General features: G+C 67.7%; 15 protein-coding genes, 1 pseudogene and 2 riboswitches. Of the genes and pseudogenes, 8 read left to right on the top strand and 8 right to left on the bottom strand.

Features of this window, described 5'->3' with window-relative positions; genetic code table 11:
• Window positions 1-6 precede the first annotated feature (6 nt).
• The 3 genes from FV230_RS00830 to FV230_RS00820 all read right to left on the bottom strand — a co-directional run bounded on the left by FV230_RS00830 (window position 7) and on the right by FV230_RS00820 (window position 3763).
• Complete coding sequence (locus FV230_RS00830) at window positions 7-1230, bottom strand: molybdopterin-dependent oxidoreductase (RefSeq protein WP_147840835.1); 1224 nt, start codon at window positions 1228-1230, stop codon at window positions 7-9.
• A 194-nt stretch (window positions 1231-1424) separates the two neighbouring features.
• The gene (locus FV230_RS00825; RefSeq protein ID WP_147840834.1) at window positions 1425-2564 is read right to left on the bottom strand and encodes an adenylate/guanylate cyclase domain-containing protein; all 1140 of its coding nucleotides are present in this window, start codon (window positions 2562-2564) and stop codon (window positions 1425-1427) included.
• A gap of 101 nt (window positions 2565-2665) precedes the next feature.
• The gene (locus FV230_RS00820; RefSeq protein WP_147840833.1) at window positions 2666-3763 is read right to left on the bottom strand and encodes a putative sulfate exporter family transporter; all 1098 of its coding nucleotides are present in this window, start codon (window positions 3761-3763) and stop codon (window positions 2666-2668) included.
• Between the two features lie 206 nt (window positions 3764-3969).
• Here FV230_RS00820 and FV230_RS00815 point away from each other — a divergent pair.
• A pseudogene (locus FV230_RS00815) lies at window positions 3970-4548 on the top strand (STAS domain-containing protein); the annotation flags it as partial.
• A 416-nt stretch (window positions 4549-4964) separates the two neighbouring features.
• Here FV230_RS00815 and FV230_RS00810 read toward each other — a convergent pair.
• Window positions 4965-5732, bottom strand: coding sequence for a hypothetical protein (locus tag FV230_RS00810; RefSeq protein ID WP_147840832.1), 768 nt, complete (start codon window positions 5730-5732; stop codon window positions 4965-4967).
• Between the two features lie 49 nt (window positions 5733-5781).
• Window positions 5782-6630 carry a MurR/RpiR family transcriptional regulator gene (locus FV230_RS00805; RefSeq protein WP_187275329.1) on the bottom strand — a complete coding sequence of 283 codons (849 nt, stop codon included), beginning with the start codon at window positions 6628-6630 and terminating at the stop codon, window positions 5782-5784.
• Window positions 6631-6778: 148 nt separating this feature from the next.
• Here FV230_RS00805 and FV230_RS00800 point away from each other — a divergent pair, with 148 nt between their 5' ends.
• Genes FV230_RS00800 through FV230_RS00790 form a run of 3 tightly spaced genes read left to right on the top strand, consistent with a single transcriptional unit; the run spans window position 6779 to window position 8564 of the window.
• Window positions 6779-7543, top strand: a complete 765-nt coding sequence (locus tag FV230_RS00800; protein WP_147840830.1) for a TMEM165/GDT1 family protein — start codon at window positions 6779-6781, stop codon at window positions 7541-7543.
• Between the two features lie 8 nt (window positions 7544-7551).
• On the top strand, window positions 7552-7764 hold the full coding sequence (locus FV230_RS00795; protein WP_147762555.1) for a hypothetical protein: 213 nt from the start codon (window positions 7552-7554) through the stop codon (window positions 7762-7764).
• Entirely contained in the window at window positions 7761-8564 is an 804-nt protein-coding gene (locus FV230_RS00790) for a phosphatase PAP2 family protein (protein WP_147840829.1), read from the top strand. The genes FV230_RS00795 and FV230_RS00790 overlap by 4 nt, the downstream gene beginning before the upstream one ends.
• Here FV230_RS00790 and FV230_RS00785 read toward each other — a convergent pair.
• From FV230_RS00785 to FV230_RS00775, 3 genes are all read right to left on the bottom strand, one after another.
• Complete coding sequence (locus FV230_RS00785) at window positions 8554-9192, bottom strand: 2,3-bisphosphoglycerate-dependent phosphoglycerate mutase (RefSeq protein ID WP_147840828.1); 639 nt, start codon at window positions 9190-9192, stop codon at window positions 8554-8556. The two genes, FV230_RS00790 and FV230_RS00785, sit on opposite strands and share 11 nt — an antisense overlap.
• 91 nt (window positions 9193-9283) lie before the next feature.
• Complete coding sequence (xoxF5, locus tag FV230_RS00780; RefSeq protein ID WP_243925037.1) at window positions 9284-11038, bottom strand: lanthanide-dependent methanol dehydrogenase XoxF5; 1755 nt, start codon at window positions 11036-11038, stop codon at window positions 9284-9286.
• A gap of 742 nt (window positions 11039-11780) precedes the next feature.
• Window positions 11781-11852, bottom strand: a riboswitch (Fluoride riboswitch).
• A gap of 50 nt (window positions 11853-11902) precedes the next feature.
• The gene (locus tag FV230_RS00775) at window positions 11903-12508 is read right to left on the bottom strand and encodes a TMEM165/GDT1 family protein (protein WP_147840826.1); all 606 of its coding nucleotides are present in this window, start codon (window positions 12506-12508) and stop codon (window positions 11903-11905) included.
• Window positions 12509-12700: 192 nt separating this feature from the next.
• Window positions 12701-12773, top strand: a riboswitch (Fluoride riboswitch).
• A 23-nt stretch (window positions 12774-12796) separates the two neighbouring features.
• Between FV230_RS00775 and FV230_RS00770 the strand changes: the two genes are divergently transcribed.
• From FV230_RS00770 to FV230_RS00755, 4 genes are all read left to right on the top strand, one after another.
• On the top strand, window positions 12797-14200 hold the full coding sequence (locus FV230_RS00770; protein ID WP_147840825.1) for a voltage-gated chloride channel family protein: 1404 nt from the start codon (window positions 12797-12799) through the stop codon (window positions 14198-14200).
• Window positions 14197-14598: a DUF190 domain-containing protein gene (locus tag FV230_RS00765; protein ID WP_147762561.1), complete on the top strand. Its 402-nt coding sequence runs from the start codon at window positions 14197-14199 to the stop codon at window positions 14596-14598. The genes FV230_RS00770 and FV230_RS00765 overlap by 4 nt, the downstream gene beginning before the upstream one ends.
• A 142-nt stretch (window positions 14599-14740) precedes the next feature.
• Window positions 14741-14941 (top strand): Na+/H+ antiporter NhaA, encoded by a 201-nt coding sequence (locus tag FV230_RS00760; RefSeq protein ID WP_243924977.1) that lies wholly within the window; start codon window positions 14741-14743, stop codon window positions 14939-14941.
• Between the two features lie 71 nt (window positions 14942-15012).
• Complete coding sequence (locus FV230_RS00755; RefSeq protein ID WP_147840824.1) at window positions 15013-16926, top strand: potassium transporter Kup; 1914 nt, start codon at window positions 15013-15015, stop codon at window positions 16924-16926.
• Window positions 16927-17100: the final 174 nt, after the last annotated feature.

The following is a 17100-nucleotide window of genomic DNA, read 5'->3' as shown; positions in this document are numbered from 1 at the left end:
TTCTCCTCAAGCGGCCTGGAAGGACACGGCCTCGATGCCGTTCTGCATGAAGCCGGCGCCGTTCCAGACCCGGTCCATGGGCTGCGCGACGCCGTTGGTGTTGGTGCAGCGGACCCTGATCGTGTGGGTGCCGGAGGCCAGCGCCGGTAGGCTGCCCTCGAAGCGGCGGAAGCTGTAGGGGCCCTCGTCCGCGCCGAGCTGCGCCGGGAACCACGTCGCTCCGCCATCTCCGGAGAAGTCGACCGTCTTCACCCCGCAATCGCCGCCGAAGGCGATGCCGCGAAGGGCCACCGGCGTTCCGGCCGCCACCTTGGCGCCATCGGTCAGGTTGGTGACGAAGGAGCGCGGCACCATCCTGTTGATCGGGACCGTCTTGAAGCCGGTCTGGCCGGGCTTAATGTTGGCGCCCGGCACGTCCGGGATGCGGTAGGCGGTCTTCATCCAATATTGGTCGTCGGGCTTGTCCAGCACCTCGATGTCGGACAGCATCTTGACCCAATAGGTCGAGTACCAGCCCGGCACCACGAGGCGGAGCGGGAAACCGTTGAGCAGCGGAAGTTGCTCGCCGTTCATCGCGTAGGCGATCATCACCTCACCATTGTTGGCGTGGTCGAGATCGAGGGACTTCTTGAAGTCCGGCGCGTCGTCGACCACGGGCTCGTCGAGGCCGCTGAAGCGCACCTGCAAGGCACCAGACTTCACGCCAGCGCGTTCGAGCACGTCCTTGAGGCGCACCCCGGTCCAGCGGGCGTTGCCCATCGAGCCGTTGGCCCATTGCGCGCCGGGCACACGCGGCTCGAACAGCCCGCGTGAATTGCCCGAGCACTGGTTCACCGCGGCGATCTCGAAGCGGGGCAGGCCGGCGATGGCGTCGAGGGAGAGCGAGAGTTCCTTATCGACGTGGCCGTGGACCTTAAGACGGAAGGTGCCGGCGTCGACTTCGGTCGGGATCGAGGCCCAGTGCCAACGGACGTAGAAGCGGTCGTTGGGTGTGAACACGCCCTCGTCGAATACCGAGAACGGCGTCTCCAGCAGCGGCGGATGAGTGCGCTGCAGGATCATCTCGCCCTTGTCCGGAAAGGCCGTGGTCAACGCCCGCTCATCCGGGCCGCCCGGCAGCGGAAGCTTCACCGAGCCCGCCGCCCAGGCCGGCATGGCGGCGCCGAGGCTGCCGAGCCCTAGGCCACCCAGGACGAGGCGGCGGTTCGTCGGTCTGTCCAGTCCGTGCATGGTCTCTCCCCTAAGAATGTCGGCGTCGATGCGTTCGAGGGCATCGGACCCGTCGCGATTCCTCGCGACCATGGAGATGCTACGGGATACGATTTATTCCTTCCAACGGTCTTTCGCGATGTGAATGATCTCCAAACGCGATGATTTGAGAAGTTTCGATCTACGATGGGACGATCAAGGACGCCGTCTCGGCGTCACGCCGCCGGCGCGCCGACGGGCGCGGTCCTGCGATGCCCGAACAGGGCGTGACGCTCTGAAAAACCGCGAAGGGCGACGGTGCCGAGAGGTTCGAGGGCATGTGCCAACCCGTCGATGAAGGTGTCGGTGGCGATCAGCGGCGTGTCGTAGGTCTTGCACAGGCGCTCGACTCGAGCGAGCACGTTGAGATCGCGGCCGATCGCCGTGAAATCGACCCGGTCGCCGCCGCCGATATTGCCGTAGGCGATCTCCCCGACATGAAGTGCGACGCCGACCTCGAAGGCAGCTGTGTCACCGTCGCGCAGGGTCGCAAGCGCAGCGAGTGCGGCCTCGGCGGCATGCAACGCGGCACGGCGCGCCGCGGCCTCGTTGCGATCGGCATCGAACACGGCCAGTAGCCCGTCGCCGATATACTTCAGCACCTCGCCGCCTTCCGCCTCGATGGCCGGCACGATGGCATCGAACATCCGGTTGAGGGCGGCCACGACACAGTCTGGGCTCTGCCGGTCGGACAGTTCACCGAACCCGCGCAAGTCAGTCAGCATCATCGCGGCCCGCATCAGGCGCACGTCGCCACGCCGCACCGTGCCGGCCAGAATCTGCCGCGCCGGGTCGCGCCCGACATAGGCGCTCAGCACCGCGCCGAGCATGTCGTCGAGCGCCTTGATCTCGAACAGCAGCGAGAAAGACCCGACCAGCGCCAGCAACGTGTCGATCTCGATCGGCGTGAAGCCGCCCGGTCTCGCCGTGGCCCAGGAGGCGGCGCCCATGCGTCCACGCGCGGCGCGCAGCGGCACGATGAGGTAGTCGGTCAGACCCTCGTCGCGAAGCTCGCCCAGCACGGGAAACGGCAGCGGCCCATCCCCGTCGAGACGGCATCGGAATGGGGTACGGGTCTCGACCACGTGCTCGACGGTGTTGCCGTGAAAAGTCGGCGTACCCTCGATGCCGTGGCGGCGACGCAGGGCTAGGCTCGACGCTCCGGGATGCCAGACGCGCATCACCCACCGGAACGACGGATGCAGGGTCGGCGCGTGGGTGGTGGCGCGGGCCAGTGGCAGGCCGAGCCCCGAGAGGCACGCGCTGAACCCGTCGAGAAGGGCTGCCGCGTCCGCCGCTTCGCGACCCGGCCCCATCAACCATCCCGTCGCCTGCGCGACCGCCTCGGACGAAGATTGGGACGAACGTGTCACGGCAGTTCTTTCATCAAGAATTCGGATCGATGCCATAGCGCGGATCAGACGAGGCCGAGCACGTGGATCAGGCCGAGGCTGACGGCGCCTAGCGCAAGGAGCGAGGCGACCACCGCGAGGGTCACCCGCGCCCCGGCCTTGGCGACGCTGCGCACGTCGACCCCGAGGCCGAGCGCCGCCATCGAGACCACGGTCAGCACGTTGGCGGTCTCCGACATCGGCGCGAGCGCAACCTGCGGGACCAGCCCGGCCGAGCGAAGGCCCGCGAGCGCCAGGAAGGCGAGGATGAACCACGGCACCAGGCGGTGGATCGCGAGGCCGCCGCGGGCCGGGCGGTCGCCGGCGGTGACGCCGGGGGCAGCCTCGTCGGTCTCCTCGCGCAGCCGGCTCGCGCCGAGGGAGAGCACCAGGACGACCGGGCCTAGCATCAGCACCCGGACGAGCTTCACCAGGGTTCCGACCTGGACGCTGAGCGCCGCGACCGGCGCGGTGGCGGCGAGGACCTGCGGAACAGCGTAGACGGTGAGGCCGGCGAGCACGCCGTACTGCATCGGCGACAGACCGAGCAGCGGCACCAGCAGCGGCAGGCCGAGCACCACCAGCACGCCCAGCACCGCGGTGAAGGCGATGGAGGCGGCGACGTCCTCGCCGTCGGCGCCGATCACCGGGGCCGTGGCCGCGATCGCCGAGTTGCCGCAGATCGAGTTCCCGCAGGCCACGAGGATCGCCATGCGCGGATGCAGCCCGAGCGCTCGGCCGATGCCGTAACTCGACAGGATCGCCACGACGACGACGCCCGCGATGCCGAAGAGCAGGCCCGGTCCGGCGGCGAGGATCGTCGCGAGGCTGAGCGACGCGCCGAGCAGTACGACCGCGATCTCCAGCACGGTCTTGGCCCCGAAGGCGATGCCGGGAAAGAAACGCTGCGACGGGGTCCAAATGGTGCGGATCGCGCTGCCGAGCAGGATCGCGAGCACCAGGGCTTCGAGCCAGGCACGACCGAACAGGTGCGCCTCGGCGGCTTCGAAGCCGATCGCTGCGGCGGTGACCGCCACGCAGAGGCCCAGTCCCGGAAGGATGGCTCTCGTGCCGGCCAAGGCACGCGTCGGACGAGAGTGGGAGAAAAGTCTGGGCGCGGACATGGATGGCTCCGATGTGATGCCGGAGGATCCCAGGTCCCGTTCATTCACTCCAACGGAATGATTAGATGCTTTTCATCACTGAAATAGATGAAATGCGGACCCCTTCAGAGTTTGCGGAGACGCATTGTGAGGGGCCGACAGGCGGATTCACCCGTCGATCCAGCGGGCCGTGATCGTCGTGTCCGCAGCAAGCTCATAGATCCTGACTGCTGTTCCTGATCGTCGTGCTTGGTCCCTACGTGGCCCGGATCCCGATGGCCGCCCTCGTTGCGGTGATGATCATGGTGGCCATCAACACCTTCCAGTGGAAGTCGCACGGGACCCTGGTGACCCACCCGAAGGCGTCGAGCTTCGTGATGCTCGGCACCGTGGCGGTGGTGGTCGCCACCCACGACCTCGCCAAGGGCGTCCTTTTCGGCGTGGTCCTCAGCGGTCTGTTCTTCGCCCACAAGGTTACGAGGTTCTTCGCCGTCCGGTCGTCCCACGGTAAGGGCGACGTGCGGACCTACCAGGTCACCGGGCAGATCTTCTTCGCGACGGCCGAAGCCTTCCACGCCGCCTTCGGTTTTCGCGAGGAGGCCCTGCGGGCGGTCGTGACTGACCTGCAGGCGGCGCACTTCTGGGACATCTCGGCCATCAACGCCCTCGACCGGGTCGTGCTGAAGTTCCGTCATCACGGCATCGCGGTCGACGTCGTCGGCATGAACGAGGCGACGGCCACGATGGTCGAGCGCGTCGGCACCCACGACAAGCCGGGGGCGACCTTCGCCGTGGGCGGCCACTGACCGTGGCGTCATCCTTCGCAAGGGCGGACGGATGCGGGCTGCCGTCTTCATCCGCCGGTGCGACAGGTCCCTCGGGTGCGCGGTCTGAAAGTCGGGTCGGCAGGTTTGCGGCGTTTGTCGGGAGGTGCGACCTCGATGACCCTCGACCTCTCTCGGCCAAAGGCCTTTCGGCACCATCGCCGACGCCCGCAACGCTTTGCCCTGGCCGGGGACCGCGGCCGCGCCCCGCATCGCGCTCCGTTGGACGAGTGTCAGGTGGGACGGGACGATCCGCGCGACCGTATCCCCGACGCTTTCGCGATCAGGGGGAAGGCCCACATGGGAGCGACGCCGGTCCTCGATCTGCCTCAAGGGTGGAGGCACAGAAATCGACGACCCGCGAAATTCCCGCCTCGGCCTTCCTCGGAACGTCGAGGCTAAGCCGACGCCGGATGGTGGCCGGCCCTCTGGGGAACGACCAGAACGCATACGACCATCAACGCCGCGAGCACCACCGAGATGGTCAGGTCGCTGATCCCCAGGCCACCCTGGGCAGAGGGCTTGTCGAGCGAGTTCGCGACCGTCGCACCGAGCGGACGCGTCAGGATGAAGGCGGCCCAGAACAGCGCCGTGCGGGAGGTTTTCGTGAAGAAGTAGAGACCGGCCGTGACGGCCAGGGCGCCGGCGATCAGCAGGGCGCTTCCGTTGTAGCCGAGTGGGGTGTCGTCGGCCATCCAGTCGCCCAACGCGGTGCCGAGCGTCTGCGAGAACATGATGGTCAGCCAGTAGAAACATTCCACCTTCGGGGTCGCGACGGTCTCGACCGCGACCGTCCCCTCCGACCTGTACCAGAGGCCGAGCGAGCCCAGCACGAGCGCGAGGAGGGATAGCGACCCGCCAAGGTAGCCGATGCCCAGCGACCGGTCGAAGAGATCGGCCATCGTCGTTCCCGCCAAGGTCGTCGCAGTGATGACGGCCCAGTACAGGGACGGGTGAAACCGCTTGGCGTTGATCTGGGCCGCCACGGCGACAGCCAGGAGGGTCGCGAAGATCAGGGTGCCGACGAGGTAGCCCAGACCCAACGTCAGGGTGACGGCGTTGCCGCCGACCTCGCCCAGGGTCGTGGCAACGATCTTGATCCCCCAGAAGGCCAGCGTGATCTCCGGGACCTTGCTCACTTCGATACCGGTTCGGTCGTCGGCCATGGATGGGTCCTCCGTCAGGTCGATGGGTCGGCGGCGTCACGGCTGCCGCTCAGGACCCGATCAGCTTCCTCAGCCGGTCGAGGTTGGCGAGTTGCCGAAGGGCGGTGTCGCGGTCGGCCGCGGCCAGGCCGAGGATGACGGCCTCCAGGGCGACGAGCGTGGTGGCGTGAAGGGCGACCTGGTTCGCGCGGCCGCGACGGGCCAACAGCACGACCGTGGCCTTGCGGGCGATGGTGCTGGTCTCCGTGTCGGTCACGAGGACCACGGGCAGGCCCAGACGGTGCGCCTCGCCCATCACGGCCTGCACCTCGCGGTAGGGCTTGCCGTAGGCCAGGAGTACGACCGCGTCGTCGGCATGCAGGCCCAGCAACTGGTCGGCCAGCGACCATCCCGTCGCATCGAGAAGCAGGCTCTGCCGTCCCGAGCGCGTAAGTTGGAAGGCCACGTACCGGGCAAGATGCGCGGAGGGGCCGATCCCGAAGACGCCGATCCGGGTCGCTGGATGCAGGGCGGTGACCGCCGCGAGGATACCCGCGCGTCCGTCCTCGGTCCGGAGCGCTTCCATCCCCTCCCGGTGCGCTTCCAGCACGGCATCGATGGCATCGCCGGTGGTGGCGCCGACTTCCGCCAGCGTTCGACGCATGTCGGTCGCCGGCGTCCGTCGGCCGTCGAGTCCGGCGGCGAGCGCCTGCTTGAGATCGGGCAGGCCATCGAACCCCAGCGCCTGGACGGCGCGGATCACGGTCGCGTCCGATGTCGCGAGATGCGTGGCGATCTGCTGGGCCGAACTTGCGAGAACCGTCGCCCGGTTCTGATCCAGGTAACCCGCAACCCGGGCAACGGCGGGGGACAGGGATGGCATCAGCCGCCGGACCGTGTCGCCGAACTCGTCCGCCATCGGCTTCGACTCCGCCAGTCGGTGGTGCCCCGTTTGGAACCATGATGTAGCATTTTCTACAATGATGTTGACATCGGTAGCAAGAGCGACATTTCCTCCCGACGGAAACCGCGTCCGGCCAAGCGGTCGAGTGGCAGGGAGGATCGGAATGGCCATCGACTGGGTGCATGCATGGCCCACGGCACTTGCGGCGTTTCTCGCCTCCATCGTCGAGTTCGTCGAGGCCCTCACCATCGTGCTCGCCGTCGGCGCGACCCGGGGTTGGCGGAACGCCCTCGCGGGCGCCGCGGGCGCCCTCGCCGTCCTCCTTGCCATCGTGCTGCTCTTCGGCCCACTGCTGACCCGCATCCCCCTGCGGGACGTACAACTCGTCGTCGGCGGCCTGCTGCTGCTGTTCGGCATGCGTTGGCTGAGCAAGGCCATCCTCCGCTCCGCCGGGGTCATCGCCCTGCACGACGAGGACGAGGCTTACGGCAAGCAGGCGGCCGCGCTGGGCACCGGAGGCGGCGGCCGCCTTCGATGGGATGCGGTGGCCGTGACCACCGCCTTCAAGATCACCATGCTCGAAGGCCTGGAAGTCGTCTTCATCGTCGTCGCCGTCGGTGCGGGCGGGGCGGGACTCCTGGTCCCCGCCAGCCTCGGGGCGCTCGGCGCCCTGATCGTCGTGGTGGCGCTCGGCGTCGCGCTTCACCGCCCCCTGTCGATGGTGCCGGAGAACACGCTCAAGTTCACGGTCGGCGTCCTCCTGTCGGCCTTCGGCGCGTTCTGGGTCGGCGAGGGCATCGGCCTCGACTGGCCCGGCGGCGACTGGGCGGTCGCGGCGCTGACCGCGGGCTTCCTCGGCCTCTCGGTTCTGGCCGTGCCGACGTGCCGTCGACGTGCCGCCGCCCTTCGTCCCCTTCCCAACCTCTAGGCATCCGCATGCACTGGCTCGGAACCGTCCTTCGCGAACTCCTGGGATTGGTCGTGGACGATGTCGGCTTCGCCGCCTCCATCGTCGCCTGGGTCGGGGCGGCTTGGCTGGTGCGCGCCTACGGACAGGCCGGCACGACATCGGCCGCGATCTTCCTGTTCGGAGGGCTAGGCCTGATCCTGGTGGAAAGCGTCCTCAGGCGTTCCGGGGCGCCGCGATGACCCGGCCCTCGCTGCCGGTCGCGACCGATGAGATCAAGGCCGCCGAGATCACCCCATCGCTCCTAGCACGCATGGGGCAGCGCGACTTCGGGCTGGCGGCGGGCGCCTTCCTCGTCGTGGCACTGCTCCTCGGCTTCGGGCTTCTCGCCGACGAGGTGATCGAGGGCGGAACAGCACGGTTCGACCTGGCGGTGCTCACCGCGCTTCGAACGGGCAAGGATCTCGCCATCCCCATAGGACCGGCCTGGGTGCAGGAGACGGGACGGGACGTCACCGCGCTGGGAAGCTTCGTCTTCCTCGGCTTCCTTTCGGCCGCGACCGTTGGTTACCTCATGCTGGTCCGCAAGCGCGGCCTCGCGATGGTGATGGTGGCCGCGGTCCTCGGCGGCGCAATCGCAAGCACCTTGCTCAAGTACGGCATCGACCGGCCCAGGCCGGACTTCCCGAACGCGGTGCGGGTCTTCACGCCGGGCTTCCCGAGCGGTCACGCAACGCTTGCAACCGTCACCTTCCTGACACTCGGCGTCCTCCTGACCCGAGGGAGCGCCGACCGCCGTATGAAGTCGTACTTCATGGGCCTGAGCGTGTTCCTGACGGTGGCGGTTGGGCTGAGCCGGATCTACCTCGGCGTGCACTACCCGAGCGATGTCCTCGCCGGATGGTGCGTGGGCGCGGCCTGGGCGGTGTCCTGCTGGATCCTCGCCCTCTGGCTTCAATCCCGCGGCGAGATCGAGCGGGAAGTAGCCGAGGCCGCACCGGCTCGATCCGGAACGGGCACGGAGCCGGAGCTCAGTCGATGATGCGGCGGGATGCGATGGTGGTATCCGGACCGAACTCGTAGACCCGGATCGATCCGGTCGCGATCTCGACGGATTCGATTTCCCTTGGGCCCAGTCCTTCGAGCACCATCACCAAGGCCCGCAACGAGTTGCCGTGGGCGACGACCAGCGTTGGACCGCGCATCGCCGCCGGCTGGATATGCCTTAGGTGGAAGGGCACGACCCGGGCGACGGTGTCCCGGAGGCTCTCGCCGTTCGGCGGCTGACCCTTGTAGGAGCGCCGCCAGCCCTCGATCCGCTCCGCCCCGAAACGTTCGTAGGCGCCCTGCTTGCCAAGGCCGCTGAGGTCGCCGTAGTCGCGCTCGTCCAGGGCGGCATCCCGGAGGGGCACCAGATCGGCCTGCCCCAGGGCATCGAGCGCCAGCCGGGAGGTCGCGATGGCCCGCGCGAGGGTCGACGTGAAGGCTGAGGCGAAGCGAAATCCTTCGTCCTTGAGCCGCAGCCCGGCCGAGCAGGCTTCCTGTCGGCCCCGCTCGGTGAGGGGTGAGTCGAGCAGTCCCGTGAAAAGGCCGTCGGCGTTGGCTTGGCTCTGGCCATGGCGGACGAGGACGAGACATCGCCCCGGCGGGGGTACTGGGGAGGCGATCACGCGGGCTCCGGGCGAAGGGTGGTGCGGACAGGGAAATGCCGGCGCGGAGGACCCGCGCCGGCACCCTAGGCTCCTTGGTGTTCGCGACCGATCAGTTCGGCAGGGCGAACACGGTGAGCTGGCCACCGAGGTTGGTGTAGCTCGACAGGGCGGCGTAGCCGCCCACCGCGCCGAGGCCGGCGTTCGGGTCGGTCAGGCCGGCCGCGAGGCCGATGCCGGCCCAGCCACCGACACCCGACAGGATGCCGACGTACTGCTTGCCCTTGTGGGTGTAGGTCATCACGTTGCCGATGATGCCCGACGGGGTCTTGAACTTGTACAGTTCCTTACCCGTCTTGGAGTCGACGGCCTTCAGGTAGCCTTCCAGCGTGCCGTAGAAGACAACGTCGCCGGCGGTGGCGAGGGCGCCCGACCAGACCGAGAACTGCTCGGGATCGGACCACGCGATCTTACCCTTCACGCCGTCCCAGGCGATGAAGTTGCCCATGCCGCCATGGCTGTTCGGCGCGGGGTACATCGACAGGGTCGCACCGACGTAGGGCTGGCCCGGGGTGTAGGTCACCCGGAACGGCTCGTAGTCCATGCAGACGTGGTTGGTGGGCACGTAGAACAGGTTGGTCTTCGGCGAGTAGGCGGCGGGCTGCTGGTCCTTCGAACCCAACGCGGCCGGGCAGATACCCTTGGAGTTGGTGTCCTCGCCGTTCTGCTCGGTGGAGAACTTGGCCTGGACGAGGGGGCGACCGTAGGTCTTGGAGCCCTTGTCCATGTCGACCTTGGAGGCCCAGTTGACGACCGGATCGAACTTCTCGGCGACGAGGAGTTCGCCGGTGGCGCGGTCCAGGGTGTAGCCGAAGCCGTTGCGGTCGAAGTGGGTCAGGAGCGGGCGCTCCTTGCCGTCGACCTTCTGGTCGGTGAGGATCATCTCGTTGATGCCGTCGTAGTCCCACTCGTCGTGGGGGGTCATCTGGTAGACCCACTTGGCCTGCCCGGTGTCGGGGTTACGCGCCCAGATGGTCATCGACCACTTGTTGTCGCCCGGACGCTGCTTGGGGTTCCAGGTCGAGGGATTGCCCGAGCCGTAGTACATCAGGTCGAGCTTGGGGTCGTACGAGTACCAGCCCCAGGTGCAGCCGCCGCCGGTCTTCCACTGGTCGCCTTCCCAGGTCTTCAGCGAAGAATCCTTGCCCACCGGCTTGCCGAGGTAGGTGGTCTTCTCCGGGTCGACGAGCATCTCGTCGTCCGGGCCGACGGAGTAGGCGCGCCAGACCCGCTTGCCGGACTTGAGGTCGTAGGCGGTCACGTGACAGCGTACGCCGAACTCGCCGCCCGAGATGCCGACGATGACCTTGTCCTTCACCGGCAGCACGGTGGCGGTGTTGGTCTCGCCCTTCTTCGGATCGCCGTTCTGGACCGACCAGTTCACCTTGCCGGACTTGGCGTCGAGCGAGACGACCGTGGTGTCGGCCTGGTGCAGGATGATGGCGCCGTCGGCGTAGGCCAGGCCGCGGTTGACCGTGTCGCAGCACATCACCGGGATCACCGACGGGTCCTGCTTGGGCTCGTACTTCCACACGATCTTGGCCTCGTGGTCGAGGTCGAGCGCGTAGACGATGTTCGGGAACGGGGTGTGGACGTACATCATGTTGCCGATGACGAGCGGGGCGCCCTCATGGCCGCGCAGCACGCCGGTCGAGAAGGTCCAGGCCACCTGGAGGTTCTTGACGTTGTCCTTGTTGATCTGGTCGAGCTTCGAATAGCGCTGGTTCGTGTAGTCGAGGCCCGGGAACGCCCACTGGTTGGGGTCCTGCATCAGCTTCATCAGGTTTTCGTTCGCGATGGCCGGCATGGCGGCCGGCAGGAGCGTCGCGGCGTAGGCGACGGACGCCGCAAGGGCGATCTTCCTCATAGGTGTTCCTCCATTTGAGCGTTCGAACCCGGACGTTGTGTCCGCCAGGGGTCTCCTCACCGCATCCCGGTCCGTCGGCGGCGACGTGTCGGCCCTGCGCGCTTCCGCGCCGGGCCCCGGACCGGGGCTGCATTCCCCTCGAGCCCCAAGATCATCGTCCGGGAGCCCAAGTGGAGCGCCGGTAGAAGTATCGAATTATAAGATCAGCGCAATAAGCATTTTCTAAGTGCGACAGAATTATCCAGTCATTATCATGCAGATGCTGATTTAACCAATACGACGTCGCCCGAAAAAGCCATGGCTTTATCAGGGGCGCAAATAGTGCTGTTTTTTAAATAAAGATGCCGATCTTTATTATTCCGAGACATCGCTTTTTTGCGTTGACTCAGACTATCGAGTGGCTATCCTTATTCCTGCGACAGACTAGACCTAAGCACATGTATTCTTGTGACCGCTCGGAGGCATGTGTCCTGGTCGCGGCGGAGCCTTATGGCTCCGCCTTTTTTTTCGTGCGCGAACGGGAAAAGGCCCGGACCGCGCCTGGTGGGCGACGGCGGGCATCAGGACGGTCTTGGATCGGGCAGGGTCATCGGTCGGCTCATGAGGGGCCGCCTTGCGGCGATCCGGTTGCGGTCATGAGCGTGACGGTGCGGGTCAACACATAGCTCTACCCGCGCCGAAGCGCTCGGTAGAAGCTATCGTCCGGCCCATAGGGGGCCGGCAGTTATCGGGGAGCTTCATCCCCATCCCACGTCCGGCAACGTGGATTAATCCGTCGTCCGGGTCAATCCCTTCGTCGACCGATCACGCGCGGGTCACGGCAAGGGAGAGGAAATAGGCGCCGTAGGCCGTCACCATGAGGGCCGCGACCCCGTCGAGGACGTAGGGCGGCACCTTCCGGAAGATCCCGGTGCCGCCGAGGGCGAAAGCCAAGGTCGCCACGAGCACGACCCCGATGCCGACCCCGAGGGTCGCCGTTCCCGCGCCCTCCCGAAGCGAGACGCCGAGCCAGACCACCAGGATCTCAAGCCCCTCGGCGACCAGGGCCCAGGCGGCGACGCCGAGGCCCGCGGCGTTGATCGGCCGCGACCAGTTCGCGTCCGTCGAGCCGGGGGCCGTGCCGGCATCGCGCTTCGAGAGCCCGTCGATGAACTCGTAGAGCAGGTACAGGCCGAACCCGAGCAGCAAGACCGCCGAGATCCAATCCAGGACGTTCAGGGCCAGGAGGTAGGCCGCCTTGCGCAGGACGACCGCGAGGATCGACACCGCCAGCCCGCCGAGGATGGAGCCCGCCAGGACGCTGCGCCATCCGAACCGGTACGCCCCGGCCATCATCACCGTCGCGGCGATGAAGAGTTCGGTGAAGGTCACCTGGAAGGTGATGACGGCTCCGAGCCAGGAAAGGGTCATGGGATGCGCTCCGCCCCGGGCCGGCGTCGAACGCGCCGGCCTCGGCCGCGGAGGGCATAGACATGCCCCGGGCCCTGGACCAGCCACCGTCTTTCGTGATGCTTTCGAACGACCCGGGCCCCATCCCCACTCGGGATGGGGCCCGGGCGCGCGGGAGTTGGATCTTGACGAACGGGCGAGGCGAAGGCATCTCCCGTCCACGGCAATGGAATCTGCCGGGCCTTTCGGCCAAACCGCCCCCTGGGCTAATGACTCCTACCTTTTGCGGCGCCGCAACAAGGGGGACTCATGCGCGCGACCTTCCAAAATCTCTTCGACAGCCTGAACCTCGCGGCGTTCGTCCGCACGCGGCACGCCCATGCCGTTTCGGTGGCGCGATGGTCGGCCATCCTCGTGCCGATGGCCGCGGCGGTCGGCACCCTCTGCGCGGCCTTCCTGTGGAGCCTCGACGCGGCCACCCAGGCGCGCTTCGACCATCCCTGGTTCCTGTTCCTGCTTCCGCTCGGGGGCTGTGCCGTCGGCTTGCTCTACCACCTGTTCGGCAAGAGCGTTGAAGGCGGCAACAACCTCATCGTCGAGGAGATCCACGAGCCGGACGGCGGCGTGCCGCTCCGGATGGCGCCGCTTATCTTCCTCGGCACCATCGTCACGCACCTGTTCGGCGGGTCGGCCGGGCGCGAGGGTACCGCCGTCCAGATGGGAGGCAGCCTTGCCAGCGCCTTCGGCAAGCTCTTCGGGGTCGATGCGGCCGGGGTCCGGGTCCTCCTGATGGCGGGTATCGCCGCCGGCTTCGGCGCAGTCTTCGGCACGCCCATCGCCGGCGCGGTGTTCGCGCTGGAGGTGCTCGCGGTCGGTCGCGTCGAGTACGCCGCGCTGGTGCCCTGCCTCCTCGCCGCGGTGGTCGGCGACTGGACCTGCCAGGCATGGGGCATCCACCACGGCTTCTACCACGTGGACTTCCTCGCCGGCGGCGCGAAGGCCCTGACCGTCGATCCGCTGCTCCTTGCCAAGGTCGCGCTCGCCGGCGTCGCTTTCGGCCTTGTCGGGTTGCTGTTCGCGGAAGCCAACCACCTCCTCGGTGGTTGGCTGAAGCGCCTGGTCCCGTACGGGCCGCTCCGCCCGGTGATCGGCGGCCTCGCGGTCATCGGCCTCGTCTACGCTTTTGGTACGCGGGACTACCTCGGGCTCGGCGTCTCGGCCGCCGACGCCGGCGGGATGACCATCAACACCTTCTTCGGGCCGGACATCCATCCCTGGAGCTGGGCCCTGAAGATCCTGTTCACGGTCGTGACCCTCAGCGCCGGGTTCAAGGGCGGCGAGGTCACGCCGCTGTTCTTCATCGGCGCGGCGCTCGGCAACGCCCTGGCCGGGCTGCTCGGCGCGCCGGTGGACCTGTTCGCGGCGCTGGGGTTCGTCGCGGTCTTCGCCGGCGCAGCCAACACGCCGCTCGCCTGCACGCTGATGGGCATCGAGCTCTTCGGCGCGACGCACGGGGTCTATCTCGCCGTCGCGTGCTTCCTGGCTTACCTCTGCTCGGGTCACAACGGCATCTACCTGTCGCAGCGCATCGCGGTCCCGAAGTCGGCGGCGGCCAACATCCCGGACGGCATGACCCTGCGCCAGGCCCGTACGGGCCGGGTGCCGACCGTCGCACCGTTGGCCGAGCGCCCCATCACCGAGGAGACGTCATGACCCCATCGCATCGCGTCGTCGCCGCCGACACCGGCATGATCCGTATCTACATGAAGCCGGGCGAGCGCGGCGGCGCCGGCAAGGGCCGGTGGTTCTCTGGCTCGAAGCCGCTCTATCGGGAGCTCGTCGCCCAGGCCAAGGCGGAGGGCCTCATGAACGCCGTCGCCCACCAGTCCCACCACGGCTACAGCAACCATGGGCCGATCCAGGACGACGGCGCCGAGTCGCTCAACCCCGAGCTGACCATGTGCGTCGAACTGATCGGCACCCGCGAGCAGCTCGAAGGCTTCTGCAGCCGGCACGGTGCCCAACTCGCGAACAAGGTCATCGTCTACAAGCACCTGGAGCACTGGAGCGTCAGCCAAGTCGGCGTCGGTGCGGCGGGCCGGGCTGCATGACATGAACCGTCCCGGGACGCTCCGGGCTTCGGATTGCCGGATAGGCCAACGAATGCGATAGCCGGCCATGGGTGCGCGGTCCGACCTTCGGACCGGCAGGCTTCAGCGTTGGTCGGGCCGCCAGCGCGGGAGATCTATGCCCATGCCGCGGCGCCTTCGCCCGACCTCGGCCCTGCGTAACGTCCTCCGGGGCGAGGCCTCAGGCGGCCTGATCCTGATGGCGAGCGCCGCCCTGGCGCTGGCCATCGCGAACTCCGGCTGGTCGGGCGTCTACTTCTCAGTCCTCAAGACATACGTCGCGACGGCCTGCCTGAACGGGGACATTCGTCTTCGTGTTACCTGAACGTTCCCGGCCCCAGGCCGTTGGAGGCTTGCCTTGCGAGCTTCCCGCGTTCGCTGACGTGGAGCCAGTGGATGCCCGCAATCGCCAGGACCGAGTTCGCGAAGTCCGAGACCCCGCTGCCCTCCGATGAGGGACATGGCCCGAGGGCGGGGTTCTGGGCGCTGACGCTCGGTTCGGTCGGCGTAGTCTACGGCGACATCGGCACCAGCCCGCTCTACGCCCTGAAGGAGTCCCTCCACGCCACCGCCGGAGGGGGGCACGCGCCGACCCGCGAGATGGTCTTCGGCGTCGTCTCGCTGATCCTCTGGGCGCTCATCCTCATCGTCACGCTCAAGTACGTGCTGCTGGTGATGCGGGCCGACAACGACGGCGAAGGCGGCACGCCGTCCCTCGTGGCGCTCGCCCAGCGGGCGCTGGGCCATTCCGGCGGGTTCGTGATCGTGCTGGGCATGGTCGGCGTCTCACTGTTCTTCGGCGACGCCATCATCACTCCGGCCATGTCAGTGCTCTCTGCGGTCGAAGGGCTGAAGCTGGTGACCCCGGCCACCGACCCGTACGTCCTGCCCATCAGCCTCGCCATCCTGATCGGGCTGTTCGCCCTGCAGAGCCACGGGACGGCGCGGGTGGCGACCTTCTTCGGCCCCCTCACGGCGTTCTGGTTCATCGTCATGGCGCTGGGCGGCCTGGGCCACCTCGTCGACGACCCGAGCATTCTGGGTGCGCTTAACCCCGCCCACGGCGTCTCGTTCATCCTGAGCCACGGCACGGCCGGCCTGCTGGCGCTCGGTGCCGTGTTCCTCGCTGTGACCGGCGCGGAGGCGCTTTACGCCGACATGGGACACTTCGGTCGCACGCCGATCCGCGCGGCCTGGTTCGGGCTGGTGCTGCCGGCGCTCGCCCTGAACTATCTCGGCCAGGGCGCCATGCTGCTCGCCCACCCCGAGCGGGCCGAGAACCCGTTCTTCCTGCTCTATCCGTCCTGGGCTCTGCTGCCGATGGTGCTACTCGCCACCGTGGCGACGGTCATCGCCAGCCAGGCGGTGATCACCGGCACCTTCTCGATCACCCAGCAGGCGATGCAACTCGGCCTGCTGCCGCGCATGCGGGTCCTGCGCACCTCCGAGACCGAGAAGGGGCAGATATACATCCCTCGGGTGAACTGGTGGTTGCTCGTCGCGGTCGTGTTCGTGGTGGTGCTGTTCAAGTCGTCGAGCGGCTTGGCGGCCGCCTACGGCATCGCGGTCACCGGCGACATGGTCATCACCGCCTGCCTGCTGTTCGTCGTCGCCTGGAAGGTCTGGCGCTGGTCGCCTGCGGTCGCGGCCGCGGTCATCGCGCCGTTCCTACTCATCGAGTTGGTGTTCCTCTCGGCCAACGCGCTCAAGATCCTGCACGGGGGCTGGGTGCCGTTGACCATCGGCGCCGCCCTGGTCACGGCGATGTGGACCTGGCGGCGCGGCTCGGCCCTGATCGCCGAGGAGATCCACCGTCGGCGCGTGCCGCTCTCCGAGTTCACGCGGATGGTGGAGACCGGCTCGATCCAACGGGTGCCGGGAACGGCCATGTTCCTGACGGGAACGCCCGGCGATACCCCAGGGGCCCTGATGCACAACGTCAGGCACAACCGGGTGATGCACGCGAACAATTATATCCTGCACGTGGTCACCGAGGACCTGCCGCGCGTGGCAGACGCCGAGCGCGTCGCCGTGAGGAAGCTGTCCGACGCCTTCTCCTGCGTGACGGTGCGCTTCGGGTTCACCGAACTGCCCGACCTTCCGCGCGCCCTTGCGGCCGCGGGCCTGGACAAGGGCGACCTGTCGTACTTCCTGACGCGGCGGGTGCTGGTGGCCTCGCCGGAGACCGGCATGCCGGTGTGGCAGGACAGGCTCTACATCTCCATGGCCCGTGCGGCCACGGACGCGTCCCGCTACTTCCGCATCCCGGTCGACCGTGCCGTCGAGATCGGCGCCCGGATCGACATCTGATCCCGGGGAGGTCCGAGTGCGGTCGAGATTGTTTTCGATCCATTGCCAGCGGCGGTCGTGCTCGCCACGCGTCAGATCAGGCTGTTTCCTTCGCCCTACGCATCTCTTGGCCATCCTGGATGACCGGCAGACTTCGGCTCGTAGTCCGTTCGCGCGGTAGCACCGCGGTGCTTC

The sequence above is a fragment of the Methylobacterium sp. WL6 genome (assembly GCF_008040095.1).
Classification (GTDB): domain Bacteria; phylum Pseudomonadota; class Alphaproteobacteria; order Rhizobiales; family Beijerinckiaceae; genus Methylobacterium.
Note: the sequence above shows the minus strand (reverse complement) of the source record. Positions and strands in the feature narration are given on the sequence as shown.

Bases quoted from the DNA above. Each gene is read 5' to 3' on its own strand.
- FV230_RS00805 (WP_187275329.1), bottom strand. From the start codon at position 6,630: ATGGCGGACGAGTTCGGCGACACGGTCCGGCGGCTGATGCCATCCCTG.
- FV230_RS00760 (WP_243924977.1), top strand. From the start codon at position 14,741: ATGCCGCGGCGCCTTCGCCCGACCTCGGCCCTGCGTAACGTCCTCCGG.
- FV230_RS00765 (WP_147762561.1), top strand. From the start codon at position 14,197: ATGACCCCATCGCATCGCGTCGTCGCCGCCGACACCGGCATGATCCGT.
- FV230_RS00770 (WP_147840825.1), top strand. From the start codon at position 12,797: ATGCGCGCGACCTTCCAAAATCTCTTCGACAGCCTGAACCTCGCGGCG.
- FV230_RS00830 (WP_147840835.1), bottom strand. From the start codon at position 1,230: ATGCACGGACTGGACAGACCGACGAACCGCCGCCTCGTCCTGGGTGGC.
- FV230_RS00755 (WP_147840824.1), top strand. From the start codon at position 15,013: ATGCCCGCAATCGCCAGGACCGAGTTCGCGAAGTCCGAGACCCCGCTG.
- FV230_RS00810 (WP_147840832.1), bottom strand. From the start codon at position 5,732: ATGGCCGACGACCGAACCGGTATCGAAGTGAGCAAGGTCCCGGAGATC.
- FV230_RS00790 (WP_147840829.1), top strand. From the start codon at position 7,761: ATGACCCGGCCCTCGCTGCCGGTCGCGACCGATGAGATCAAGGCCGCC.
- xoxF5 (WP_243925037.1), bottom strand. From the start codon at position 11,038: ATGCCGGCCATCGCGAACGAAAACCTGATGAAGCTGATGCAGGACCCC.
- FV230_RS00795 (WP_147762555.1), top strand. From the start codon at position 7,552: ATGCACTGGCTCGGAACCGTCCTTCGCGAACTCCTGGGATTGGTCGTG.
- FV230_RS00825 (WP_147840834.1), bottom strand. From the start codon at position 2,564: ATGGGGCCGGGTCGCGAAGCGGCGGACGCGGCAGCCCTTCTCGACGGG.
- FV230_RS00820 (WP_147840833.1), bottom strand. From the start codon at position 3,763: ATGTCCGCGCCCAGACTTTTCTCCCACTCTCGTCCGACGCGTGCCTTG.
- FV230_RS00775 (WP_147840826.1), bottom strand. From the start codon at position 12,508: ATGACCCTTTCCTGGCTCGGAGCCGTCATCACCTTCCAGGTGACCTTC.
- FV230_RS00800 (WP_147840830.1), top strand. From the start codon at position 6,779: ATGGCCATCGACTGGGTGCATGCATGGCCCACGGCACTTGCGGCGTTT.